This is a genomic window from Sorangium sp. So ce394 (genome assembly GCF_051474665.1).
GTDB classification, from domain to species: Bacteria; Myxococcota_A; Polyangia; order Polyangiales; family Polyangiaceae; genus Sorangium; species Sorangium cellulosum_D.
In genome coordinates, this window is the sequence record NZ_CP150339.1 from 189,999 (window position 1) to 213,891 (window position 23,893).

General features: G+C 71.1%; 18 protein-coding genes. 9 read left to right on the plus strand and 9 right to left on the minus strand.

Features of this window, described 5'->3' with window-relative positions:
- Positions 1 to 318 precede the first annotated feature (318 nt).
- From WMF33_RS00700 to WMF33_RS00735, 8 genes are all read left to right on the plus strand, one after another.
- Positions 319 to 1,173, plus strand: coding sequence for a hypothetical protein (locus tag WMF33_RS00700; RefSeq protein ID WP_437335316.1), 855 nt, complete (start codon positions 319 to 321; stop codon positions 1,171 to 1,173).
- Between the two features lie 822 nt (positions 1,174 to 1,995).
- Entirely contained in the window at positions 1,996 to 2,853 is an 858-nt protein-coding gene (locus WMF33_RS00705; protein WP_437335317.1) for a hypothetical protein, read from the plus strand.
- 341 nt (positions 2,854 to 3,194) lie between these two features.
- Positions 3,195 to 3,392 carry an addiction module protein gene (locus WMF33_RS00710; protein WP_437335318.1) on the plus strand — a complete coding sequence of 66 codons (198 nt, stop codon included), beginning with the start codon at positions 3,195 to 3,197 and terminating at the stop codon, positions 3,390 to 3,392.
- 353 nt (positions 3,393 to 3,745) lie between these two features.
- Complete coding sequence (locus tag WMF33_RS00715) at positions 3,746 to 4,696, plus strand: hypothetical protein (protein ID WP_437335319.1); 951 nt, start codon at positions 3,746 to 3,748, stop codon at positions 4,694 to 4,696.
- Positions 4,693 to 6,906 (plus strand): ATP-binding protein, encoded by a 2,214-nt coding sequence (locus tag WMF33_RS00720; protein WP_437335320.1) that lies wholly within the window; start codon positions 4,693 to 4,695, stop codon positions 6,904 to 6,906. Before WMF33_RS00715 ends, WMF33_RS00720 begins: the two co-directional genes overlap by 4 nt.
- Positions 6,903 to 9,440, plus strand: coding sequence for a helicase HerA-like domain-containing protein (locus WMF33_RS00725; RefSeq protein ID WP_437335321.1), 2,538 nt, complete (start codon positions 6,903 to 6,905; stop codon positions 9,438 to 9,440). The genes WMF33_RS00720 and WMF33_RS00725 overlap by 4 nt, the downstream gene beginning before the upstream one ends.
- A gap of 42 nt (positions 9,441 to 9,482) precedes the next feature.
- The gene (locus WMF33_RS00730; RefSeq protein ID WP_437335322.1) at positions 9,483 to 9,962 is read left to right on the plus strand and encodes a PspA/IM30 family protein; all 480 of its coding nucleotides are present in this window, start codon (positions 9,483 to 9,485) and stop codon (positions 9,960 to 9,962) included.
- A gap of 261 nt (positions 9,963 to 10,223) precedes the next feature.
- Positions 10,224 to 11,303 carry a hypothetical protein gene (locus tag WMF33_RS00735; RefSeq protein ID WP_437335323.1) on the plus strand — a complete coding sequence of 360 codons (1,080 nt, stop codon included), beginning with the start codon at positions 10,224 to 10,226 and terminating at the stop codon, positions 11,301 to 11,303.
- 138 nt (positions 11,304 to 11,441) lie between these two features.
- Here the strand turns inward: WMF33_RS00735 and WMF33_RS00740 are convergent, their stop codons facing one another.
- From WMF33_RS00740 to WMF33_RS00780, 9 genes are all read right to left on the minus strand, one after another.
- Positions 11,442 to 12,836, minus strand: coding sequence for a hypothetical protein (locus WMF33_RS00740; protein WP_437335324.1), 1,395 nt, complete (start codon positions 12,834 to 12,836; stop codon positions 11,442 to 11,444).
- A 228-nt stretch (positions 12,837 to 13,064) separates the two neighbouring features.
- On the minus strand, positions 13,065 to 13,802 hold the full coding sequence (locus WMF33_RS00745) for an ABC transporter ATP-binding protein (protein WP_437335325.1): 738 nt from the start codon (positions 13,800 to 13,802) through the stop codon (positions 13,065 to 13,067).
- A 14-nt stretch (positions 13,803 to 13,816) separates the two neighbouring features.
- Entirely contained in the window at positions 13,817 to 14,581 is a 765-nt protein-coding gene (locus WMF33_RS00750; protein WP_437335326.1) for an ABC transporter ATP-binding protein, read from the minus strand.
- On the minus strand, positions 14,565 to 15,587 hold the full coding sequence (locus WMF33_RS00755) for a branched-chain amino acid ABC transporter permease (protein ID WP_437335327.1): 1,023 nt from the start codon (positions 15,585 to 15,587) through the stop codon (positions 14,565 to 14,567). Before WMF33_RS00755 ends, WMF33_RS00750 begins: the two co-directional genes overlap by 17 nt.
- Positions 15,584 to 16,441, minus strand: coding sequence for a branched-chain amino acid ABC transporter permease (locus WMF33_RS00760; RefSeq protein ID WP_437335328.1), 858 nt, complete (start codon positions 16,439 to 16,441; stop codon positions 15,584 to 15,586). The genes WMF33_RS00755 and WMF33_RS00760 overlap by 4 nt, the downstream gene beginning before the upstream one ends.
- Positions 16,442 to 16,514: 73 nt before the next feature.
- Positions 16,515 to 17,837 (minus strand): ABC transporter substrate-binding protein, encoded by a 1,323-nt coding sequence (locus WMF33_RS00765; RefSeq protein WP_437335329.1) that lies wholly within the window; start codon positions 17,835 to 17,837, stop codon positions 16,515 to 16,517.
- Positions 17,838 to 18,092: 255 nt separating this feature from the next.
- Positions 18,093 to 20,177 (minus strand): methionine--tRNA ligase, encoded by a 2,085-nt coding sequence (gene metG, locus WMF33_RS00770; protein WP_437335330.1) that lies wholly within the window; start codon positions 20,175 to 20,177, stop codon positions 18,093 to 18,095.
- A 212-nt stretch (positions 20,178 to 20,389) separates the two neighbouring features.
- Positions 20,390 to 21,253: a DUF6209 family protein gene (locus WMF33_RS00775; RefSeq protein WP_437335331.1), complete on the minus strand. Its 864-nt coding sequence runs from the start codon at positions 21,251 to 21,253 to the stop codon at positions 20,390 to 20,392.
- Positions 21,254 to 21,334: 81 nt separating this feature from the next.
- Positions 21,335 to 22,744, minus strand: a complete 1,410-nt coding sequence (locus WMF33_RS00780) for a serine/threonine protein kinase (RefSeq protein ID WP_437335332.1) — start codon at positions 22,742 to 22,744, stop codon at positions 21,335 to 21,337.
- A 239-nt stretch (positions 22,745 to 22,983) separates the two neighbouring features.
- Between WMF33_RS00780 and WMF33_RS00785 the strand changes: the two genes are divergently transcribed.
- Positions 22,984 to 23,886 (plus strand): hypothetical protein, encoded by a 903-nt coding sequence (locus tag WMF33_RS00785; RefSeq protein WP_437335333.1) that lies wholly within the window; start codon positions 22,984 to 22,986, stop codon positions 23,884 to 23,886.
- The last annotated feature ends 7 nt before the right edge of the window (positions 23,887 to 23,893 follow it).

A 23,893-nucleotide genomic window follows, 5' to 3' on the forward strand; every position in this document is an offset into this window, starting at 1 on the left:
GCTCGGCCACCTTTTCGGCGGAACGGTAAGGCATCGAGGGCCCGCTCGCGCATTCGTCCGGCGTGAATCCCGCACGCTCCCGCGTTGGTCGCCTTGACAGGACGGGGTAGGCGTCGGATACGCTACCTTCCCACGATGGGTGGGGGCAGCGCGACGGGGCGGGGAGTTCAAGGCGCTCCACGCGGGGGCGGCGGTCAGCGGCCGACGGGGCTGATGACGTCGAGAGGACCGCGGCCGACGCTCAATTGAGCGACGCCTGACGGCGCCCCTCCGTTGCCCACGGGTGAGCCGACCGTTGGACCGACAGGGAGGCAGGCTATGACTGTCATGCACGAAATCAGGATTACACCCGCGTACGTGAATTCTGGCGCACTGTACCTCGGCCCTGAGATCGTCCGTGTAGGCGCGATGACGCCTGGGCCCGTCACTGTGCTCGTCGATGGCGCGCCCGGACTCTCGTTCATCGGCCGCCTCAACGCCGGGCACGGAGTAGGAGGCCTTCGTCGTCTGCATGACGCGCTCGGCTTGCACGCCGGCCAGTCGCTGCAGATCATCGTGGAGTCCCCGAACACCATCATCATCGTCCAAGTCGACGCCGGAAACATTCAAGACAAATCGGTCGCACGCGGGCGACGAGCTCGCGGCATGAAGTACAGACCGCTGAGTGCCGTGCACAAGGAGTTCATTGCGGCCGAGATCTGCCGACTGGTCCGCATCGCGCGGGACGCGGCGCATCCGTCGCGGCGCACCGCGAGGTTTCTGATCGACTCGTTGCTCTGGTGCTGGACGGCAGATGGCATCGACGACTCTGGCGACGCCGGGCGCGACAAGTTAAAGTATAGCTTTGAACATCAAAGACACACTCGGGCCGCGAAGGATCTGTGGACCAGCAACGGCCGTCGGCCCACTGGCCTCAGGCACGACCACGCCGTGCCTAGAAAGGAGCTCCTTCGCTGTTTGTTGGAGTCTCCGCAACCTCGGGCCGAGCCAGAGACGCTCGAGCTTCTCGAGCGCCTCTGCTTCGCGATCATTATTGCTAAAGACGAAGATGCAAGGTTTAAGGGCTCGTTGCGTGACACGATGCCTTTGCCGTGGAGTTGTGATGCGAGAGGGGAGCAGCGATTTGATCGTTACCGAGCGGTGGGGCTGCGGGACGATATCATTGAGCCGTAGCGGTCCAGCGATGGGCTGCTGCCCGACTACCGGCTTCCCTCCCCTGTGGCTCGGTCGTCCCCTCGCGGCAGCGCCCCATGGCGTTAGGCCCGCGGAGGGGGAGGTATGGCGAACATCATAACGTACGAAGCCGGTCCCGACCTCAGGTGCATCCACATGAGCAACGGGCTTCATCTCCGTGCTCTCCCTGGCCGCGTCGGCGCTGGCCGAGACTGAGCGGGAGCGCGAGTTCGCCGCGTAGTTCGCCTCGCACGACCAAGGGGGTGTTCGGGCTCGGGTCGTGGGGTTCGACGTCAGCGAGCTGCCCTGGTCCCCGAGCACCTTCATCCGCGAGCGCGAGCTCATCCTCCAGGTGAATGAGGCGGCGAAGGCGAAGGCGGGCTGGGACCGGCTGGGGTACGGATGTGGGTCGGATGCGACGGTCTGGTCGTTGGGCGGCCGTCCAAAGCAGTTGGCGCTCTGCCCCGTCCATTGGGTATACCAGCACGAGTATGGGTGTGCTGTATGCAATGACAGGTAGCCGCGCGTGCCCATCCACTGCTTCTGACGTGGCGGCACAATTCTATGCCGGTTCCCATGGCTGCTCACCGGCGGGAGCCTTGCGCAACGGCGCAACCCGTTGCGGTCCATGGCAGAGCGTTGCGCTCCCCTCCTCGCCGTCCTCACCCGATGCGCCAAGACATCAGCATGTCTCGCGTCGGCATATCTGTTGCTGTGGGCCACGCCGCAACGAAACCACGGCATGCCGCCACCGCGGCAGGCCAGAACCATATGACATCACAGGAGGTTTACCCCGTGAGTGAATCGCCGACGTTTTCAACCATGGCCCTCCCCCCGGATCTCGTCGCGGATGACGTGATCGGTCTCCGCGATCAGATGAGCGCGCGTATCGCGGCGGTGCTCCGGCCCAGGGGCGGCAAGCGCAGGGAGGCGGACGCGCCGCTGCCCAAGGGGCTGGAGCCCCTCGCGGCGCTGCCGCCGCACATCGACAGGCCGTGGAGGCGCTTCGACGCGGCCGCGACGGAGCTCCAGGGGTTCCGCGACCTGCGGGCGAGCGCGCAGGCCGATCAGCGCCATTCGGCGGCGAGCGAGGAGGAGCGGAGCGCGGCGAACACCGACAGCGACGACCGATGGCGCGCGTTCGAGCAGTGGAACGCGGGCGCCGCCGGGCTCTCCGACGATGGGCAGACGCCGGCGCCGTCCGAGGCGCGCTGGCTCTACGCGCAGCTCTTCCCGGCGCCCGAGGGGCTCCGCTTCATCACGCGCCGGCCCCGGGTCCAGTGGGCCGCGATGGTGCAGCGGATGAAGATGCTGGAGGAGGAGCGCGCGCAGGCGGTGATCGAGGGGTTCGGCGGGATCCGGCATCACCGGCAGCTCGTCGCCGCCCACGCGCGCTTCGGCGAGGCGTACGGCTTCACGAACGTGGTCCTCGCCAAGGAGGGAACGCCGACCGATGGCCGGCCGCAGTGGAGCGCCGCCCGAGATGCGCTGCGGAGCCTGATCCAGAAGATCGAGAGCCACGCCGATCCGGAGATCCCGGGGAGCGAGGCGCTCGCCGCGTTCCTGCTGGCGCCCTACGTCGAGATGGTCGACGATCTTGCGAGGACCCGTCGAAGAGCCCCCGCCAGGAAGCCCGAAGCCGTCCCGGCGCCCCCGCCCCAGGCGGGCGGGACGCCGTGAACCCATCCGGGTGACCTGGCTCGTCCACGCGGGAGATGGGTGGCACCCGTCTCCCGGTGGACGTGCCTCCAACAAAAGACGGGTGGAACGCATCTCCGCGGTGGACGTGCCTCCCACAAAAGATGCGTGGCACCCGTCTCCCAGTGGACGTGCCTCTAGCAAAAGATGGGCGGCACCCGTCTCTGCGCTGGAGAGGCCTTCCTCCGACCCCACGATCCCTGGCCAGCACTTCCCGCCAGCGCTCTGGTGCAAGCCTCGCCCGCGTTGCGGCGGGGGCCCTCGACGCCCCGGCCAGGCTCGCGTGTGCTGGCATTCCGGCCCCGCTGGTGCAGGATCCACCCATGGACAAGCCCACGCTCGATCTGTCCAAGCTCACCGCCGATGAGAAGCTCGAGCTGAGCGATGACCTTTGGCGAAGCCTTTCCTCGGACGACCTTCCGCTGAGCTCCGAGCTTCGTGCTGAGCTCGACCGCCGCCTGGACCGCCTCGAGCGCGAGGCCCCGTCGGTCTCCCCTGGGAGGACGTCCGAGCCGAGATGACCACCCGCGAGTCGTAAGCCGCGTCGTCTTCCTCGCCGCTGGAGACTGATCGGATCCTCCCGAGCCCGTGACCCGCGAGACGCTCGCCTTCCGCCGCCGCGCCGCGGCGCGGAGCCTCTTCCCATGGCTGGACGCCCGGGTAATCTCGGACGCTCGGGAGGTGGGCCACGAACACGAACAGCGCATCGAGCCCGCGCGCGCGGGCGACGACCACGAAGTCCACGGCAGCCAGGAAGAGCAGCGCCGAGAAGCCGAAGAAGGCTGCCGCGCCCCGAAAGGCCGCCGCGACGAAGGAGAAGGCGCCTGCGAGGCAGAAGAGCACGGGGCGCAAGAAGGATGCGCCGCCCTCGCCGGTGCCGAGGCTCCTCGGCGTCCTCGAGTCGCAGCGGCAGCTCGGCGGTGCGTCGTATCCGCCGACGCTCGAGCGGCTCGCGGAGCTGACCGGTGACACGCCCGCGGTGACGAGCAAGGCGCTGAGCTCCAAGGAAGCGAAGGGGCGCGTGCTTCTCTCCCGCGCCGCGGGAGGCAAGAAGAAGCCGCCGCCCGGCACCACGCTCGTGCTGCTCAAGGAAGATCTCCAGACGGTCGCGCAGTCCGACCGGCTCCTGGAGGTGCAGCTCCAGTCGGCGCGCAAGCCCGATGCGCCGGCGGTCGATCTGGTGCAGCTCCCCAAGGGCCTCCTGCCTGCCCTGGGCCGCGCGTTCAAGGCGGCGCTCGATCAGCGCCTCGCCGAGCGCCGGATTCCCCGGACCATCGGCGCCTTGACCGGCAAGAAGCCGCTGTTCTTCTTCCTCGCCGACGCCGTCCTTCCGTCCGCGGGCGCGCCGGCGCATGCCGCCGCGATCACGGCCCCGACCGACGCCGGTCCCCGCCCCAGCGCCCCCGACGGCACTCGCCCGGCGGCCCTCAACGCTCCCGCCGAGCCGGCCACCGACGCCCCCTCCAACGGCGCCCCCGCCGCCTCCCTTGCCGGCGCCCCCGCCGCCTCCCTTGCCGGCGCCCCCGCCGCCTCCCTTGCCGGCGCCCCCGCCCCCTTCGCCGACCGCTTCGACGCCGCCTTCACCGCCCTCGACCGCCACGCCGGCGGCAACAACTACGTCACCCTCCGCGCCCTCCGCGCCGCGCTCCCCGACGTCCCGCGCGCCACCTTCGACGCCGAGCTCGCCGCCCTCCGGCGCCAGCGCCGCTACTCGCTCGATCCCTCCGACGGCCGCCACCACCAGATGGCCGAGGCCGAGCGCGAGGCCGGCATCCTCGAAGCCGGCAACCTGCTCGTCTACGTCGCGCGGAGGCACGACGCATGAGCGCCGAGGAGCCCACGTTCGAGCGCTTCCTCCAGGCGCTCCGAGGCACCAACCCGTTCCGCAGCCACCGCATCACCGACGTCGGGGGCGGCGAGGCCACGGTCGAGTCGATCCACAAGAACGCCTTCACCAAGCTCACGCGCGTCGTGCAGGACGCCGCCAAGGAGCCGACAAGCATCGGCGCCCTGCTCATCGGCGCGCCCGGCGTCGGCAAGAGCCACCTGCTCGCGCGCCTCTTCCAGTGGGCCGGCGAAGACAAAGCCACCGTCGTCTACCTGCACAACATCCTCGCCTCGCCCGAGCGGATGCTCCGGTACGTGCTCAACGCGACCGTCAGCGACCTCGCGGGCCACCGCGGGAGCGACTACACGCAGTCGCGCCTCTACACCATCCTCAACCGCGCCCTCATCCGGACCGGCGCGTTCAAGGGCCGCAAGATGATGACCGGCCCCAAGGAGATCGAGGCGCGCAAAGAGGCGCTCGCCCGCCTCGGCGCCAAGATCGACCCCCAGAACGCCGTCATCCCCGTGCTCAACGCGTTCCTCACCGGGACGTCGCACGCGAGCCTCGGCGACCCGAGCGCCGAGAAGCGCGCCCAGGCCGCCGTGCTCTGGCTCTCCGGCGAGACGCTCGGGCCCGACGAGGCGCGCCTGCTCGACCAGACGCGCCTGCTCGATCAGGCCGCCGGCGAGGACGGCCTCTCCCTCCCGGACGACGCCGCGGTGGAGCGCGTCCTCCACGTCCTCTCCCACCTGTGCGCGCTCGCCGAGCTCCCGCTCGTGCTCTGCCTCGACCAGGTCGACAACCTCGATCCGGACGCCGTGCGCGCCCTGATGTCGTACGCCCACGCGCTGCTCGACCGGGCCAAGCACCTCGTCGTGATCGTCTCCGGCGTGAAGCAGTCCATGCTCTCCCTGCGCACCGGCGAGGTGATCCCGGCCGCCGCGTGGGACCGGATCGCCGAGCGGATCCTCGAGCTGCACATGATCTCGCCCGAGGAGGCCCGCGCCATCCTCGCGGGGCGGCTCGACGCCGCGCTCTCCGGCTTCGAGGAGAAGGAGATCGAGGAGGTCATCGCCGCCCGCAAGCGCGATCGGCTCTTCCCGCTCGGCAGCGAGTGGCTCGAGCGGCGCCTCGACGGCGTGCAGGAGCTCCGGCCGCGCGACGCGATCCTCTGGGCGCGCGACCGCTGGGAAGCGCAGCAGGACCGGCTCGCGACCGTCGGCGGCAAGCGCTGGCTCAAGGAGTGGCCCGGCCCCGGCGCCGACCCGAAGCCGCACGCGGCGAAGCTCGAGGACGTCATCGACGTCGAGGTGAGAAAGAAGCTCGAGGAGGGCAAGAACCGCCGCCGGCTGCAGCAAGCGTCGCTGCCGCCCGACGAGGACAACCTCGCGAGCCTGACGCACCGCCTGCTCTCCAGGTGCGCCGGCAAGGCCAACGCGACGCTCCTCGGCATCGAGCACCTCACCGCGAAGAAGCGGGGCAAGGCCCCGGCGTATCACCTCCTCGCCAAGGAGAGGCGCGCCGACGGCGTGATCGTGACCACGGGCGTGACGTTCCTCTGCGCGCCGAGCGGGCACGGCGCGCGGACGCCGCTCCAGCGCATGGCCGAGGACACGAAGCACACGGACAAGCGCATCCTGGTCACCGACGAGGAGCGCCGGCCGCTGCGGCTCGGCGGCGCCGGCAAGGCCGCGTACGACGCGCTCGGCAAGCTGGGCCGCCAGCGCTTCCTCCACCTCCACCTCGACTTCGCCGGGCACGCGGAGCTCGACTCGCTGGTGGGGCTCCTCGGCGCCGCGAAGAGCCAGGACCTCGAGATCGAGCACCCGCGCGGGCAGTACCGCAAGGTGACCGAGGACGAGGTGATCGCGTCCTTCCAGCGCCAGAGCCTGCTGCTCGCGCACCCGCTGCTGCGCGAGCTGCTCACCGAGGAGATCGTCAAGGGAGGCACGGACTCGGTGCCGCCCCCGCCGTGGGATCCGCAGCAGACGCGCGAGCACGTCATGGCCGAGCTGTCGTGGCGCCTCGGCCTGATGGCCAGGGAGCTCGCGCAGATCTTCGCGAGCCGGAAGAAGGTCCCGGAGAAGCGCTTCCCGGAGGTCTGGTCGCACATCAAGAAGACGGCGCAGGCGCTCCACGACGAGGGGCTCGTCCACGCGACGGCCACCGACGACGACCTCTTCGTCCAGCTCCGGGGCAGGAAATGAGGCTCGTCCACGTCAACGTGACCCAGCTCCGCGTCGCGGCGACGTGCCCGAGGCTCCACTGGTTCGACGCGCGCGCCACGGCCGAGCGGCAGGACGGGCGGAAGGTGGTGAGCCGCATCTGGCGCAAGGGCGGGGAGGCGCCCGGCTGCGGCGCGCTGTTCCACACCGCGGTGGAGCGCTTCAACGCCGCCGCCGCGAGCTCGGACGAGGTGCTGGCCGCGCTCGAGGGCGCCCGCGACGCCGCCGGCCTCCAGCAGGCGCTGATGCGCTGGTTCAACGCGAGCTGCATCGACCTGGACGCCTTCGCGGCGCGCCCGGTGCCGCTGCGGCTGGGCTTCATCGCCGCGGTCCAGGTCTACATGGACGAGCTCGCGCGCCTCGCGGTGCACGCAAGGGCGGCGGGCCTGCCCGCCGCGGAGCTCAGGCGCCAGCTGTTCGGGGACTCGCGCAAGCGGGTCGACGTGACGTTCCACGTGGGGGAGGACGTCCACGTCCACGTGACCGGGGCGATCGACTACGTGTACTTCGATCCGCGGCTCGGGAAGCACCGCATCGTCGACTACAAGCTCACGCCGGCGACCTCTCCCAACAGCGATCTGTTCCAGGTCTTCACGTACGCGCTGATGCACCACCACCAGCACGGCACGAAGCCGGACGTGGCGGTGTTCTACCTCCACCCGACCCGCAGCGTGCGGGAGGCGCGCTGGGAGGAGGTCGAGGCGAAGCGCGGCAAGATCCACGAGCTCATCGCCAGCATGGTGGCCTGGTCCGACCACGCGCTCGGCGCCGGGGGGCTCTCGCCGCCGGGCGACCGCACCTACTGCGACGGCTGCAAGCACGAGCGCTCCGGGGCCTGCGTCGCGGAGCTCGGCCACAAGGACAGGGGCGCGTGGGACCGGCGCTGGGCGGCGCTCGAGGCGACGCGCGGCGAGGCGCCGGACGAGGGCGCGCGCGTCGCGGCGGGCGCGCCGGCGGCCGGAGAGCCGCTGGCAGACGAGCCGATGGTGGAGGACGACCCCGAGCTGGAAGCAGCGCTGGCGGTCGTGAAGCCGGCCGGCGAGCGCCCGAGGCCGGCGCCGGGCCGAGGGAAAAAGGCGCCGGCGGAGGCCCCGCCGGGCGGCGCGCGCTCGACGCCGGCGGAGGCGCCGCCGAGCCGTGGGAAGGCGCCGCCGAGCGGTGAGCGCTCGACGCCCACGGCGCTCGACGCGGGAGCAGGGCCGCCGGCGGCGCGGACCGCGGACGTCGCCGGCATGCTCCTCGGATTCGACGACGGCGGCTCGCCCGTATGCATGGATCCCGCGGTGCTGCGGACGCACGTCTCGGTGGTCGGCGCGGCGGGCAGCGGCAAGACGTGGATGGCCAAGATCATCGCGGAGGAGGCGCTGCGGGCCGGCGTCCCCGTCCTCGCGATCGACCCGCAGGGCGATCTCGTCCAGATGATGGAAGCGCGCCCGCGCCCCGACGTGCCGCCGGCGCTGCTCCGCGCGTGGGAGGAGCTCCAGGAGCGCATGGAGCCGCGCATCCTCACCCCGGGGTCCTCGCACGGCCAGCGGCTCTGCCTCGACCCCCTGAGGCTCCCGAGCGCGAGCGAGCTGTCGCACATCGCGAACCCCGCGCTCCGCGCCGAGGAGGAGGAGGGATTGCTCGTGGCGGTGGCGGCCAACCTCGTCAGCCTGTGCGCGTGCGGCGGCGAGGAGGAGTCGCAGCGCACGTTCCTCTTCCAGGTGCTGCAGCGCCTGCCGCGCGCGGCGCCGGTCCGGCTGAGGGACATCGTGGCCGCCGTCACCGCCCCCGAGGACCTGGGCATCGACGAGGTGGACAGCCTGATCCGCAAGTCCGAGCGCGAGCGGCTCGCGCGCCGGCTCAACACCTTTGTGCAGGGCCCGTCCGCGCGGCTGTTCTCGGGGGGGACGCGCCTCGACTTCACCGAGCTGCTCCGGCCCTCGAGGCCGGGGCGCGTCCCGCTCAACATCGTTTACCTGAACGCGCTCAGCAACGACGACGAGAAGCACTTCTTCCTCGCGGCCCTCGCGACGGAGCTGTACCGGTGGATGATCACGACCGTGGACGCGACCTCCGGCGGCGTGAACCTGCTCTTTTACATCGACGAGGCGCGCGACTGGATCCCGGCCGGCGGCAGCAAGCCGCCCGCCAAGCAGCCGCTCATCCGGCTCTTCACCCAGGGCCGGAAATACGGCGTCGGTTGTTTGCTCTGCACCCAGAGCCCTCGCTCGGTGGATTACAACGTGTTCGGCAACACGAGCACGAAGCTCATCGGGCGGCTCGAGGCGGCCCAGGACGTGGAACGGGTGATCGACTGGTTCACGATCGAGGGCGGGGCCCCTCCCTGGGTCGCGGCGCGCAAGGGGGCGCCGAGGGGGAGCTTCGTCGCGCGCTGGCCCGACATGCCCGCGGCGCTCGCGGGCCGCGCGTTCAAGGGGCGAACGCTCTTCACGCGCCACGCCGGCGCGTGGTCGCCCGACCGCGTGGAGCGGGCCGTCACCGAGGCGGGGCTCCGCGGCCCGGGCGGGTGACGCGCCCGGCGTTTGCGGGGGACTCGAGGCTGCTGGGTCGAGATGGCTTCCCAAGGTGAGAAGTTCGCCGAGCTCGCCGAGCGAATCGAACGCGAGCTGAAGCGCATGGATGATGCTGCGGCCGCCGCTGCTCGGCTCGGCCCCGCGCGGGCACGGGAAACCGCGCCTTCTTGGTTCGCCCGCGTCTTCTCGAGGTTGCGACGTCGGAAGGATCAGCCGAGCGCCGGGGATGAGGGAGCTCGCCGGTTCGACGAGGTGGAACGCCGCCTGGAATCCCTTGAGCAGTACGGCGCGGCGCTGGCGCGAGAGGCTGCACAGCATGCCGCGAACGCCGGTGAGTGGGAGCGACGCGCGGAGCTCGCGGTCCTGGCGGGCAATGATGATGTCGCGCGCGAAGCGCTCTCGCGGCAGCGCGAGGCGCACCACCGTGCGTCGTCGCTCGAGCGGCAAGCCGCGACGATCTCGGCGGCGATGGCCGAGTACACGTCCGCTCTCGCCGCCCTCAAGGCATCCTCGCGTTGAACGGCGTGCCAGGCCGGGACGCACGCAATTTCAGGGACGTACGGGCAGCCAGGGGTGGCGGAGGCGGCCGATGGGGTGGCGGCCGCCAGGGGCGCCGGGCCCGAGGCGCTCGCGGGCCCCTCCCGGCACACCCACGTTGGGTTCGCGGCAGGCCAACGCGGCCGCTCTCCGCTCTTCTTGCAAGTAGCTCTTGGCGCCTTCCGCACCTCATTACGTGCGTGAGACCTCTTTGGTCAGCAATAGCAAGAAAGGCTCTCACGAATGCTCCCGACGGTGGACGGCCCCCTCAGACGAGCATCGATTTCGCGATCGGATGCCTCGCCAACGCTGCTCGCGGCGAGTAGAGAGGAGCGGATGCCGGGAACACCGCACGAGGTGCTCATCGTCGCGCTGCGGGACCGTCCAGCGCTGCTCGCCGACCTCTTCCGGCGGCTCACCGGTAGCTCGTTCGGCACGCCGGCCGAGGCGACCGATGCCACCGTGCGTTTCACCAGGGCCATCGAGGTTCGTCCGGACCTGCTGCTGCGCTCGCGGGGGCTAGGCTGGGTGATGGTCGAGATCCAGAACTCCATCGATGAGCGCAAGCGGAGGAGCTGGCCGCTGGCGGTCAGCGTGCTCGTCCATCAGGAGAAGGCGATGGGCGAGGTGATCGTGATCACGGCCAGCCGCCGCGTGGCCTCCTGGGCGAAGCGGGCCGCGCGCTTTCGGGGCGAGCTCGGCACGCGTTTCGAGCTGACGCCGCGGGTGCTGCTCCTTTCGGGTCGGCGCGTCGAGGCGCTGCTCGATCCGGCGCATCCGGAGCTGGCGCTCTTCGCCGCCTGGGCCGTGCACCACCGCCATGGGCCCGCTGCGCGCAGGATCGTGGTGCGCGCCCTGGAGGTCACCGAGCAGGGGCTCACCGACGAGCCGTTGCGAGACGCGCAGGCACGTGCGATCCTGGCCGTGCTGAGCGACGCCATGGTCGCCTCGCTCAAGGAGCTGGCCATGGATCCGAGCAAAGTCCCTGAAACCCAAGCGTCTCGGCGTTTCCGGCTCTTCTTTGAAAAGCGCGGGAGAGCCGAGGGCAAGGTCGAGGGCAAGCAGGAGGCCCTGCTCGCCGTGCTCGACGCGCGCGGCCTGTCGCTGACGGCGGAGGAGCGCGCTCACATCGAGGCCTGCACCGTCCCAGCGGAGCTCGATCGATGGATCGCCCGCGCCGTAACGGCCGCCTCCATGAGCGAGGTGTTCGCGCCGGAACCGGCCCGGGCGGCGCGCCGTTCGATCGCCGGGAATCGCTCGCGCGGCCCGGAGCGGAAGGGGCGTAAGTCGCCGGCCCCGCGGAAGCCGACGCGGGCGTCGTAACGAACGCGCCGGCCTCCCTGGCCGGCATCCGCGGGGCCCCCCCGATCGGCCCACGCCGCTCTCGTCGCCATCGCCTCCTTCGTCAGCGATGGAGCTGGTAGCGGGTGCCACGCAGGCGGTCTCGTTCGACGCGAAGCCTCAAGGCTGCTGCTGCTTCTTCTTCTTCCACTTCTTCTTCGGCTTCGGCGGCGGCTTCATCTTCTTCGGATCCTTGGGCGCCCACGGCACGCGCGTGTCGATCGGCAGGATGTCCTCGTGCGGCAGCGCGCGCTCGCCCTCGCGCTTCACCGCGAACGACGCCGAGACCACGTTGATCCTGTGCGCCCCGACATCCGACAGATCCCCCTTCACGCGGAGCCCGATAGGGATGCAGAAGAGCCGCTTTCTCTCTTCCTCATCCATGTCGGCCGCCGCCGCCGCCCCGCCGCCCAGGCCGCGCCGGTCGCCGATCATGTTCGGGTTCTCCACCGCTTGCTGGAGCTGCTCGAGCACCTCCTCGGCGCACACGAGCTCCGGCGTGGGCTTCTTCTTGCTGCCGGACGGATACTGCACCTTGGACTGGACCTTGACCGTCACCGTCACCGGCTGCCGGTCGGGCCCCATCTGCAGCGCGCTCCCCGCGAGCGCGCCCTTGGCCGCGTCCACGATGCGATCCCACGTGGGGCCGTCTCCGGCCGTCGCGCTCACCAGCCGGACGCCGAGGACCTGGCCGTCGGCGGCCAGCTTCACCTCGAACGTCGCGCGCGCGTCGAGCGGCGCGGCCGAGGCGCGCACCGTGTCCGCCAGGGTGCTCGCCACCACGCCCGCGGCCGGGACGCTGATCCCCACGCTCTTGTCCTTGCTGTGCAGCGTCTCGTTCAGCACCTTGCCCGCGATCGCCGGATCCAGGGGCTGGGCGCGCGGGGCGGCCGTCGGCGCCGCGCGCGGCGCGTCGGGGCCGGGGAGGAGGCCCGGCACGCTCCAGAGGGGCGTCCCGATCCCGGGCGCGAGCGCGACGCCCCCGCCCGCCGCCGGGGGCGGGCCGCCGTACTCGCCGCCGGGCGGCGCCGCCGCCGGAGGGCCCGGCGCCTCAGCCACGGGTCCGGGCGCCTCGGCGGCCGCCGGCGACTCGGCCACGGGCCCGGGCGGCTCAGCCCCAGGCGCGGCGGCCTCGGCGGCGGGCGCCGCGGCCTCCGGCGCCTCCTTCGGCGCGGCGGCGGGCGCGGCCGGCACCGCCCTCGCGCGCTCGGTCGAGGCGACCTTGGCGGCCGCGGCGCCCGGCGCCTGCGCCGGCGTCTTCTCGGCCGGAGCGGCCTTGCCGACCTCGCCGGCCTCTTCCGGCGCGCTCGCGACCGCCTCGCCTCCGGCCGGCGCCGCCGCGGCGCCCCGCGGCGCCGGCGGCTCGAGCTCGATGTCGATGCCGTCGACGGCCGCCTGCGGCCCGGCCGGGACCTCGGGGGGCCGCTCGGGCGTCGGCGCCGCGAGGATCGCGAGGTGCGCCGCGACCGCCATGGCCAGGGCCACGGCCTCGCGTCCCCGCAACGAGATGCTCACCGCCTCCTCGATGCAAGGCGACTACGCATCGAGCGAGGCTAGCATGTCCCCCGGCGCGCGGACCGGCCTCCCCGGGTGTCCCCGGCCCGCCGCCGCGAAAAGCACGATTGCGGCGGTGGCCACGCCGGAGGCTGCCGGCGGCTGCAGAGACCGGCATCCGCCGGTGGCGACGTCATCGGCTGGATATGTAAAACCTCTTACGAAGCCGCGCGCCCTGCCTTCAGCCCCTCACCGCGCCCTCTGCCCTCGACGGCCCTTCACCCCGAGGTACCGCTGCTGATCCTCCGCGCTCGCCATCATCGCGGCCGACGTCGTCTCGAGCGCGATCCGCCCGCCGACCATGACCGCGAGCCGGCGCGAGAGCGCCGCCGCCACGGCGAGCCGCTGCTCCACCACGAGCATCCCGATGCCCTCCTGCGACAGCGATCGCAGCGCCTCGACGAGCTGCTCCACCACGAGCGGCGCCAGCCCCTCCGAGATCTCGTCCAAAATAAGGAAGCGCGGCCCGATCATCAGCGCCCGCGCGATGGCGAGCGCCTGCTGCTCTCCCCCGGAGAGCGCGCCGGCGAGGACGCGCCGGCGGTCGAGGAGCCGCGGAAACAGCGCGTGGACGCGCTCGCGCGTCCAGCCCGCGCCCGGCTCGCCGCCGCGCTCCGCCATCATCTGGAGGTGCTCCTCCACCGTGAGCGACGGGAAGATCCGCCGCCCCTGCGGCACATACCCGATCCCGAGGTTCGCGATCCGATCCGGCCTCTCCCCGAGGATCTCCACCCCGCCGAACCGCACCTGCCCCTCCGCGCGCGGGACGAGCCCCATCAGCGTGTTGCAGAGCGTCGTCTTCCCCATCCCGTTGCGGCCCACGAGCGAGAGCGGCTCCGGGCCGATCTCGAGATCCACCCCCGTGAGCACGTGCGCCTGCCCGTGATACGCGTGCAGCCCCGAGATCGAGAGGAGCGCGTCACCCATGGACCGCTCCGAGGTCACCCATGGACCACTCCGAGGTAGAGCGCGTGCACCTCCTCGCTCGCCTGGATCTCCTCCGGGCTCCCCGTCACGACCGTCTGCCCCTGGTGCAGGATCGTCACCACGCTCGCGAACTCGAGCGCGATATCCATGTCGTGCTCGATGAGCAGGACCGTCATGTCCGGCTCGAGCTCCGACAGCAGATCCAGGAGCCGGCCCCGCTCCCCTGGGGAGAGGCCGGCGGCCGGCTCGTCGAGGAGCAGCTGCCGCGGCCCGCCGGCGAGCGCCATCCCGATCTCGAGCTGCCGCTGCTGGCCGTGCGAGAGCGCCGCCGCGGGCGTGCCGCGCTCCGCGCTCAGCCCGACCCGCTCCGCCATCGCGTCGGCGCGCGCCCAGTCGGGCCGCTCGGCCAGCGCCGCGAAGAGGCTCGTCCGGCGCTGGCCGCTCCCGCGCGCGGCCAGGAAGAGGTGCTCGCGCACGGTCAGCTCGGCGAACAGGTGGGCCGTCTGGTACGTCCGGCCGAGCCCCCGGCGCGCCCGCTCGTGCGGGGAGAGCCGCGTGACGTCCTCGCCGAACAGCAGGATCGCGCCCTCGGTGGGCTCGAGCTCCCCGGAGAGGAGGTTGAACAGCGTCGTCTTCCCGGCCCCGTTGGGCCCCAGGATCGCGCGGCGCTCGCCGCGCTCGACGCGGAGCGAGACGCCCCGCAGCGCGTGGAATCCCCCGAAGAGACGCCCGAGCCCCAAGACCTCCAGCGCCGGCGCGCGATCACGGCCCGCGATCACGGCGGCCCCCTCGCCGGAGAAGTCGGGCATCGACGGGGCGGAGGAGCCGCCCGAGGGGGCGCGCGGCCCGACGCGCGACGCCCGCCAGCCCCTCGGGGAGGAACAGGGTGACCCCGAGGAAGATCAGCCCGATGAGCGTGTTGAAGCGGTCCGTGTACGAGCTGGCGAAGTTGGTGACCAGCGTGAACAACAGCGCTCCGAGGTACGCGCCCTCCAGGTGCGCGAGGCCGCCGGCGACCGCGATCACCACCATGGCCTCGGTCCGGGACATGTCGATCGCCCCGGGAGAAATCGAGCCGTTGTACCAGACCCCGAGCACGCCCGCGACCGCCGCCACGAAGCCGGCCAGGGTGAACGCGGCCACCCGGTACGCGGCGACGTTGAAGCCGAGCGTCCGCATCCGGCGCGGGTTGTCGCGGATCCCCTGGAGCGTCAGGCCGAACGGCGTCCGGACGACGCGGCGCACGAGCCAGTACATCGCCGCGGCCGCGGCGAGGCTCACGCCGTAGAACGCGCCCGGGCTCGACAGCGAGATCGCGCCGAACGACGGCGCCCGCACGCCGTTGATGCCCGTGTGGCCGTTGGCGAGGGCGTGATCCTGGTCGACGAACCGGTAGAGCAGCATCGCCTGGGCGAGCGTGATCATGAAGAAATAGATGCCCTGCGTCCGGCAGGCGACGAGCCCGAACACGAACGCCACCGCGCTCGCGATCGCGAGCGCCGCGATCACCCCGGCGTACCACGGCAGCCGGTGCGTCGCGGTGAGGATCGCGACCGTGTAGCCGCTCACCCCGTAGATCGCGATCTGCGCCAGGGAGAACATCCCGGCGAACCGCGACAGGAACACCACGCTGAGCGCGACCGTCCCGAGGAACAGCGATTGCGCCCCGATCTGCACCACGAAGAAGTCGGGCAGCAGCAGCGGGCACGCCGCGAGCAGCGCGAGGATCGCGAGCGCCGCGGGGCCGCTCGGGCCGGCGGCGCTCCTGGGCTCCTCGGCCGTCACCCGGACCTCCCGAGGAGCCCCTGGGGGCGGAAGGCGAGGACGGCGATCATCAAGAGGTAGGTGACGATCACCGAGTACGTCGGGAAGTACGCGAGGCCGACCTGCTCGATGAGCCCCACGAGGAGCGCGCCCAGCGCCGCGCCGCCGATGCTCCCGAGCCCGCCGACGATCACGACGACGAGCGAGGAGAGGAGGTAGCTCCCGTCGTCGCCGGGGGAGATCGAGAGGTTGGTGCCGCCGATCGCGCCCGCGAGCCCCGCCAGGAAGGCCCCGAGCGCGAAGACGACCAGGAGGACGGCGTCGACGTCGATGCCGAGCGCGGCGACCATGTCCCGGTCGTCGATCCCGGCGCGGACGAGGCGCCCGAGCCGCGTCCGCTGGATCACGAGCCAGAGCGCGACCCCGACGAGGACCGCGGCGCCCATCGTGGCGAGCCGGAGGGTCGGGTAGACGACGCCGGCGACGCTGATGCTGCCGTCGATCGCGGGCGGCGGGGTCACGTCGACGGTGTGACCGCCGTACTGCGCGAGGAGCTGATCGGCGATGACGATCCCGGCGCCGATCGTCACGAGCGCCTGGCGCATGTCCGAGCCCTTCGTCGGCCGGAGGAGCGTCCGCTCGAGGGCGAGCCCCGCGACGACCGTGACGAGCGGCGCGAGGAGCACCGCGAGCGCCCAGCTCCCGGTCGCCTCGAGGATGGAGTGGGCGGCGTAAGCGCCGATCAGGCAGAGCGCGCCGTGGGCGAGGTTGACGAGCCGCATCACGCCGAAGACGAGCGTGAACCCGCTCGCGACGAGGAAAATGAGCGCGCCGCGGGTCAGCCCGTTCAGCGTGACGAGGATGAGCTGGGTCATCTGCCTGGCGTCCGGTCCGCCCGCCGCCGCGGCGCGCTTCGGCGCCCCACCGCGCGGCGGAGCGGCGCCCGCGTCACGGGCAGCTGGGATTGTCGCGGTTGAACGAGCCCAGCTTGAGGAACTCGTCCTCGGGCAGCTTCATGGTCTGGTTCACCTCGGGGACGACCTGGAGCAGGCGCTTGAAGAGCGTCCCGTCCGCCTTCTTCTCGACCACGGTCAGGTACGAGTCGGAGATGGCGTTGCGGTTCTTGTCGAGCTTCACCTTGCCGCTCGGCGCCTCGAACTCGAGCTTGCCCAGCGCGTCCTTGAGCTTCTGCTGGCCGTTCGAGAGGTCGCCGCCGGCCTGCTTCAGGGCGAGCAGGGCCGCCTTCATGTTCGTGTAATACGAGTGGAGGGTGCCCGAGGGGAACTTGTAGGCGTCGGGGAACTTGGCCCGGTACGCCTTCACGAACGCCTGCCACCCCTCGCTCGGGTTGTCGTCCGCGATCGGCACCCCGGAGATGGTCCCGACGAGGTGCTCGGCGATGTCCCCCTTCGAGTCGAGGACCATCTGGTCGACCGTGCTCGAGCCGCCGATGAGCGGCGCCTTCCCGCCGAACTGCTTGTATTGCTTGAGGAACGTCAGGGCGTCGGCGCCGCCGAGCGCCACGTAGATGGCGTCGATGTCCTTCGGCAGCGACGAGATCACGGAGCTATAGTCCTTGGTCCCGAGCGGCACCCACAGCTTCTTCGGCACGCGCCCGCCCACGTGGCAGAACTCGGCCATGAACCCGCCCACCAGGGTGTACGGGTACGAGTAATCCTCGGCGAGGGTCGCGACCCGCTTGTAGCCCTTCTCCTTGAAGGCGTAGCTCCCGACGCCGGTCATCCACTGCGCGCCGTCGGGCGAGAACCGATAGAAGTTCGGCGCCTGGTCGCGGAGCGTGATGTCCTGCGCCGCGGCGCTGCCGTTGACGAACACCCGCTCCGGGTGGCTCTTCGCGAGATCGCGGACGGCGAGCCCCTCGTCCCCCGACAGCGGGCCCACGATGAAGTCGACCTTCTCCTGCTCGATGAGCTTGCGGGCGGCGTCCCGGGCGACGTTCGGGGTCGCGTCCGAGCTCTCCTTCACGAGGACGATCTTCTTGCCGGGGATCGCGCCGCCGAGCTCGTCGAACGCCAGGTCGACCCCCCGCATCGCCTCCTCGCCGAGCGAGGCCAGCGGGCCCGTCATCGTGGCGATCACGCCGATCTTGATGGTGTCGCCCTTCGCCGGATAGGCCTTGCCCTCATCGACCTTGGCCTGGCCGTTCTTGGCCTGCTCCGCCGGCGGCGCGACATCGTTCTTCTGCGGACTCCCGTCGTCGCAGCCCCCCAGGAGCCCTGTGCAGGCGAGCAGGGCCGCCGTCCTCGACATCCGCCCACGAGACCTCGTCAGGCCACCAAGGAAGCGCATCGAACCCTCCGTCTCCCTCCCCAACGGCGATCCCGGCGAGCCGATCTCGACGAGCCGACTGGGAATCATCGGAAAAGACCCATAACACGGCACAGCGCGCCGGGGGTATCTGTTTGGAACGGACGGGTGCGGGCTGGTCGGAACGCCGCGGCGGTGGCGCCGGGGCGTTTGCCGTGTGCCGGTAATGCAGTAAATGTCACAAATTGGATCGTGGCTTCAGAGCACCGGCGTGCCCGGCGCCGCGTCCTCGACCGTGATGGTGCATACTCGCCCGTCGACCTCGGCGGTGAGGAGCATGCCCTCGGACACGAGCCCTTTGCCGAAGTCGCGCGGCGGCAGGTTGCAGAGCACGACGACCCGCTTTCCGACCAGCTCTTCCGGGGCGTAGCTCGCGGCGATGCCCGAGATGATGCGCCGGGGCGCGCCGTCGCCGGTATCGACCCGCAGATCGAGCAATCGGTCCTTCTTCTTCACGCGCTCGGCGCTCGCGACCACGCCGATCCGGAGGTCCAGCCGGGCGAAGTCGTCGAACGGCACGGGGCCCTTGCCCTGGCGCGCCGGCTGGGCAGCGGCCCCGGCGCCGCCGTTCGCCTCGGGCGCGGCCTTCGCCTCCGGCGTCGCCTTCGCCTCGGGCGCGGCCTTGGCCCCGGGCGCGGCCTTTGTCGCCTCGGCGTCCGCCGGCGGCGGGGCGAACCGGGCGAGCAGCTCGGCCTCTTTCTCCTTCTCGAGGCGCGGGAAGATCGGCGAGCCCTTGCGGAGCTTCTCGCCGGGCGCTCTCGCGGCGGGGAGCAGCGGCCACTGGTCGTTGCCCGGCTCGGGCGCGAGCGGCCGTAGCCCGAGCTGATCGCGCATCCTGGCCGCCACCACCGGCATCACGGGCGAGATCATCACGCTGATCGCGCCGAGCTGCTCGACCAGGGTCGCGACGATCGTCCCGAGGCGCCGCGGATCGGTCTTCTTGGCCACCCACGGAGCGGCCTTGTCGATGTAGAGGTTCGCCGCCGCGATCACCGTCCAGATCGCGTCGAGCGCGCGCGTCGGCTGGTGCGCGTCGAACGCCGCCGCCGCGGCGGCCGAGGCCTGCTGCTGCGCGGCGAGGAGCTCCTCCTCGAGCGGGCCGAGCTCCCCCTTCTCGGGGACCTCGTCGGCGAACGGGAGCACCCGGTTCAGCAGGTTGCCGAGCGCGTTGCCGAGCTCCGAGCCGTACCGGGCCAGGAGGTCCTGGATGCTGAAATCGCCGTCCTGACCGAACGAGATCGCGCGCATGAGGCAATAGCGCACCACGTCCACCCCGACCGGCGGCGCGCCGGCCGCGGCGCCCGCGCCGCCGGGGAGGGCCGCCGCCGCCGCCTCGGAGAGGGCCTCCGCCACCTCGACGGGGCTGATGGTGTTGCGGAGCGTCTTCGACATCTTCTGGCCGCTGTAGGTGAGGAACCCGTGGGCGAACACCTGGCGCGGCAGCTCGGCCTCGCCGTAGCCGGCCGAGAGCAGGAACGCGGGCCAGTAGACGGCGTGGAAGCGGAGGATGTCCTTGCCGACGAGGTGCACGTCGGCCGGCCAGAAGCGCGTGTTGTCCTCGGGCTCCTTGAGCGCGGTGAGGTAGTTCGCCAGCGCGTCGAACCACACGTACATGACGTGCTTCGGGTCGCCGGGGACGGGGATGCCCCACTGGAACGTGGTGCGGGAGACCGACAGATCCTGGAGCCCCTCGCGCACGAAGCTCGTCACCTCGTTCAGGCGGCTCGCCGGCTGCACGAAGGTGGGGTTCTGCCGGTAGTAGTCGAGCAGCGCGTCTCCATACTTGGAGAGGCGGAAGAAGTAGCTCTCTTCCTTGACGCTCTCGACGGGCCGGTGGTGCAGCGGGCAGACGTTGCCGGGCTGCTTCAGGTCCTTCTCGGTATAATAGGCCTCGCACCCGACGCAGTAGAGCCCCTCGTAGTGGCCGAGGTAGATGTCCCCGCGCGCCTGGATGCGGCGCCACAGCTCCTGCACGGCCTTCTTGTGGCGAGGCTCGCTCGTGCGGATGAAGTCGTCCGGAGCGCAGCCGAGCTTGGGCCACGTGGCGCGGAAGGCCGCGGAGATCTCGTCGGCGTGGACGCCCGGCGCGAGGCCGCGCGCCTCGGCGGCGCGCTGGATCTTGAGGCCGTGCTCGTCCGTGCCGGTGAGCATGCGGCTCTCGTGGCCGCGCATCCGGTGGTAGCGGCACAGCACGTCCGCGGCGATCGTCGTGTAGGCGGTGCCGAGGTGCGGGACGTCGTTGATGTAATAGATGGGCGTCGTGACGTAGAAGCGGCTCGCCATGGGAGCGCTCTCTTACCATGGGGCGCTCCCCCGCGGCGAGGCGGCGAGCGGCGCGCCGCGGCGCGGACGTGCGGGGCGCGCGGGCCCTCGAAGGAGCGGCGCGCCCGGGGGGCGTTCGAGGAGCCAGAGGGCCCCTCATCGAGGCGCGGGAGGGCCCCACGGCGGCCTGCGCCGTGGCGCGTAGCGCTCGCTGCGCGCGCGCAGGGCGCCTCTCAGATCAGCGCGTCTTCGGGGAGCTCCGCCTGGTGCAGGATGGCATCGGTGAACACCTGGCCGTCGACTTCATAGTACAAGCGAAACTGCACCTTGCGCGCGTCCGGCCGCGGGGACACCGACCCTGGCGTCGCCGTGGATCCCTGGAAGATCTTGCCCGTGAAGATATACTGCTGGACCGGGCCGAACCCGGCATAGGCCAGCGGGAACGTCTCGGCGTGGATGAGCGCGTCGCCGCCGTCGAACACGTGGACATCGATCCACGCGTTGGCGCCCCAGGCCGTGTGGCTGACCCACGCGACGAGGTTGAGGTTCGTCTGGATGTCCTTCCCGACGCTCGGCCCGTCGGCGGGCCTCGGGAACGCGTTGATCTTCGAGACCTGGGCGGTCTGCACGTTCGCGATGTCGGCCCGCGCCTGCGCCCCCGCGCGGTAGACGACCGGCTGCGCCGGGCTCCGCGGCGGCGGGCCGCCGACGTCGAACCAGTAGTTCTCCCCGAAGCGGCTGTCCCACGCGTCGCAGCGACGGCTGGTCTGGGAGAAATGGTGAAACCACAGCTCCACGCCCGTGGCGTCGTCGGGCACCGCGAGCTCCAGCGGCGCGGCCCGGTGCGCGACCACCGGCCCGGGCGGCCTCCCCTCGGCCCGCACCTCCTCGACGACGCTCCCCTGCACGATCTCGCCGCGGGGGTGGAAGCGGACGTAGGCGACGATGTCGCCGATCTTGGCGCCGCGCCAGGTCGTGAAGCAGCGCGATAGGCGGCTCATGTCGTATTCGATCCTGAGCGCTCCTCGGCGCTCGATCTCGCCCTGCTGCGCGTGGATCCAGTCGGGGAAGAACTGGAGAACAGCGGCCTTTGTCATGGGATCCTCCTCCGATGGAGAGGTACAGAGGACCGGGACGGGGACGCAAGCGCGGCGCGGTCATCGCGGGTCATCGCGCGGTCATCGTACGGGCGTGGGCTCCGCCGGGTCGTTGCTCGTCATGCCCGCGGTCGCGCTCGGCGTCGCGAACACGCCGTGCACCTCGTCCGCCGGCGCCCACTGACCAGCGTTCATCAGCGCGCCCCCCGTGATCTCGGGCGGCGGCCCGGGGCGCGCCTGCACCTCGTCCGCGTGGACGCACACGTTGACGTGCACGCGCGGGTCCGCGTCGGGGCGCTGGGCCAGCGCCTCGTGGAGCGACGCGGCGGCGTCGAGCGCCATCCGCCGCGCCCGCCGCTCCTCGGCCGCGGTGGCCGGGAGGAGGCGCACCCCGAGCACCTCGTTGCTGGTGAGCGACGCCAGGATGAAGCCCGCGCGCGAGAGCCGCGCCTCCGCGAGGTCGAGCACCTGCCCGATATCGGCGGCCAGCGCCTCGTCGAGCTCGTCGGCGCCGCCGCGCGTCCGCACCTCCAGGTAAACCGCCACCGCCGAGTGCGTCGGATCAGGGCCGCCCGGCGAGACCGATGCCGGCCCGCCGATGGCGTCCCGGAGCGCGCTCATCAGCTCTTCGACCGAGCTGTAACGCCGCTCACGCATCTTCTCCATGCACCGCAGCACCACCGCGTCGAGCTCGGGAGGCAGCGGGACCCGCACGCTCGGGGGCAGCGGCGTCTCCTCCAGGTGTTTTCGCACCATCTCGTCCGTGTCGGTTGTGTGGAATGGTAATCTACCTACCAGCATGCGATGGAGAAGTACCCCGAGCGCATAGATATCGACCCGCGCATCGATGGGGCCGCCCAGGATCTGCTCAGGCGCCATGATCGATGGCGTCCCGGGCATACGTCCGGCGGTGGTGAGCCAGGTCGAGCTCTCCTCGGGGGCCATCATCTTGGCGATGCCGAAGTCGAGCAGCTTCACGGTGCGCGGCTGGCCCGAGCCGATGAAGATGTTGCTCGCCTTGACATCCCGGTGGATGATCCCTGCAGCGTGCGCCGCCCCGAGCGCGGCGCATACCGGCTCCATCAGCTCCAGCACGTCGCGGAGCCCGAGCCGCTTCTCGGCCTTGATGAGCGCGTCGAGCGTCTGGCCCTCGAGGTGCTCCATCGCGTAGAAGGGCCGGTGATCGTCGATCTCGCCGACCTCGTAGATCTCGACGATGTTCGGGTGGGAAATCCTGCGCAGGGCCTCGATCTCGCGCGCGAACCGGTCGAGCACGCGGGTGGAGTGGGCCACTGCCTCGTTCAGCACCTTGACAGCGGCGCGCTTCCCCGTGTGGAGGTGCCGCGCCGAAAACACGGCCCCGCAGCCGCCCTTGGCGATGAACTCCTCGAGGACGTACTCACCGGCGATCGTGCCCGGCGGGAGCTCGCTGTGCGCGATAAGCCTTTCAGCATACAACAACGTCCTGGTCTCGTCATCTTCGTCGGTCATGTCGCCTCTTCGCGTGGTGCGTCGATATCTTACCACCTGCGCGCGTGTTGCGTGCGCCGCGTGCGCCGAGTGGATCGCGTGAGTGGCGCGAGTTCAGCTGAGCGATAGTTTTTTGATCGGGTGAGAGTTTTTATGAAGTTTTATCAAGGCATATACAGGAGCGTTTCCAAATGGTAACTTAAACTTTCCCATAGCTCGACCTCGTTTCAAAAACTCAGCGATGAAAGGGAGAGACCGTCATGGAACTTTACTGTACGCGTCTCGCAGCACTCCTCGTCGTACCTCTGGTCACCACCGCCTGCATCGGCGCCGAGCTCGATGCTGAAGCGGACGCGCTGCTCGACGAAGCCGAGAGCGCGCTCGAGGCGGACAACGGCCAACTCCCGAACGCGTTGAGCCCGAACGCGTTGAGCCCGAACGCGCTGAGCCCGAACGCGCTGAGCCCGAACGCGCTGAGCCCGAACGCGCTGAGCCCGAACGCGCTGTCAGCCATAAAGAATCCGGGGGCGGGCGGCGCCCTGTCGAGGGAGCTCCTGCGCTACGTCGTGAGCTGTGCGCTGCGCCCCGACCAGACGTTCTCGTTCTCATGGACCGACGCCAACGGGGTCGTCCACCCGGAGGTCTACCGCGGCGAGCTCGGGTACGCGGCCTGGTGGACGACCACCCCCCTCGGCACCCCCACCTCCAACAACACCTATGTTCAGGGCCAGATCACGGCCTGCCTCGCCGCGCGGATGAACTGGTACGGTGTCTCGGTGAGGATCTCCCTGCGCAACAACGAGATGAACTCGACGCCGGAGGAGCGCGCGGCCTTTCCGGTGAGGGAGGGCGCGTTCTGGGGCAACGTGCTCTCCACGATGGAGGCGCCCTACCTGCGGGCCTGCTACTCACCAGGAGGCGTCGCGCGCGCGCGCCAATTGCAACGCGAATGTGCGGCAGGTCACATCAACGTCGACCCGGTGACCGGGGCCACAACCGTTCAGCAGTGTGGTGCCATGCAGATCGTGGGATCCTGCGATACGGTGTGCAACGGGACGGACTACACGAGCGGCTTCTACAGGGGATGTCTCAAGAATCCTTCGGTCTCGCCATGGGAGCGCACGGACGTCGTGATGACCACGTTCTTGCCGCCCGCCCCCTAGGAGCGTG

Excerpts from the sequence above, each read along its gene's own strand:
- WMF33_RS00700 (WP_437335316.1), top strand. The coding sequence starts at position 319 with ATGACTGTCATGCACGAAATCAGGATTACACCCGCGTACGTGAATTCT.
- WMF33_RS00705 (WP_437335317.1), top strand. The coding sequence starts at position 1,996 with ATGGCCCTCCCCCCGGATCTCGTCGCGGATGACGTGATCGGTCTCCGC.
- WMF33_RS00710 (WP_437335318.1), top strand. The coding sequence starts at position 3,195 with ATGGACAAGCCCACGCTCGATCTGTCCAAGCTCACCGCCGATGAGAAG.
- WMF33_RS00720 (WP_437335320.1), top strand. The coding sequence starts at position 4,693 with ATGAGCGCCGAGGAGCCCACGTTCGAGCGCTTCCTCCAGGCGCTCCGA.
- WMF33_RS00725 (WP_437335321.1), top strand. The coding sequence starts at position 6,903 with ATGAGGCTCGTCCACGTCAACGTGACCCAGCTCCGCGTCGCGGCGACG.
- WMF33_RS00730 (WP_437335322.1), top strand. The coding sequence starts at position 9,483 with ATGGCTTCCCAAGGTGAGAAGTTCGCCGAGCTCGCCGAGCGAATCGAA.
- WMF33_RS00735 (WP_437335323.1), top strand. The coding sequence starts at position 10,224 with ATGCTCCCGACGGTGGACGGCCCCCTCAGACGAGCATCGATTTCGCGA.
- WMF33_RS00745 (WP_437335325.1), bottom strand. The coding sequence starts at position 13,802 with ATGGGTGACGCGCTCCTCTCGATCTCGGGGCTGCACGCGTATCACGGG.
- WMF33_RS00760 (WP_437335328.1), bottom strand. The coding sequence starts at position 16,441 with ATGACCCAGCTCATCCTCGTCACGCTGAACGGGCTGACCCGCGGCGCG.
- WMF33_RS00765 (WP_437335329.1), bottom strand. The coding sequence starts at position 17,837 with ATGTCGAGGACGGCGGCCCTGCTCGCCTGCACAGGGCTCCTGGGGGGC.
- metG (WP_437335330.1), bottom strand. The coding sequence starts at position 20,177 with ATGGCGAGCCGCTTCTACGTCACGACGCCCATCTATTACATCAACGAC.
- WMF33_RS00775 (WP_437335331.1), bottom strand. The coding sequence starts at position 21,253 with ATGACAAAGGCCGCTGTTCTCCAGTTCTTCCCCGACTGGATCCACGCG.
- WMF33_RS00780 (WP_437335332.1), bottom strand. The coding sequence starts at position 22,744 with ATGACCGACGAAGATGACGAGACCAGGACGTTGTTGTATGCTGAAAGG.
- WMF33_RS00785 (WP_437335333.1), top strand. The coding sequence starts at position 22,984 with ATGGAACTTTACTGTACGCGTCTCGCAGCACTCCTCGTCGTACCTCTG.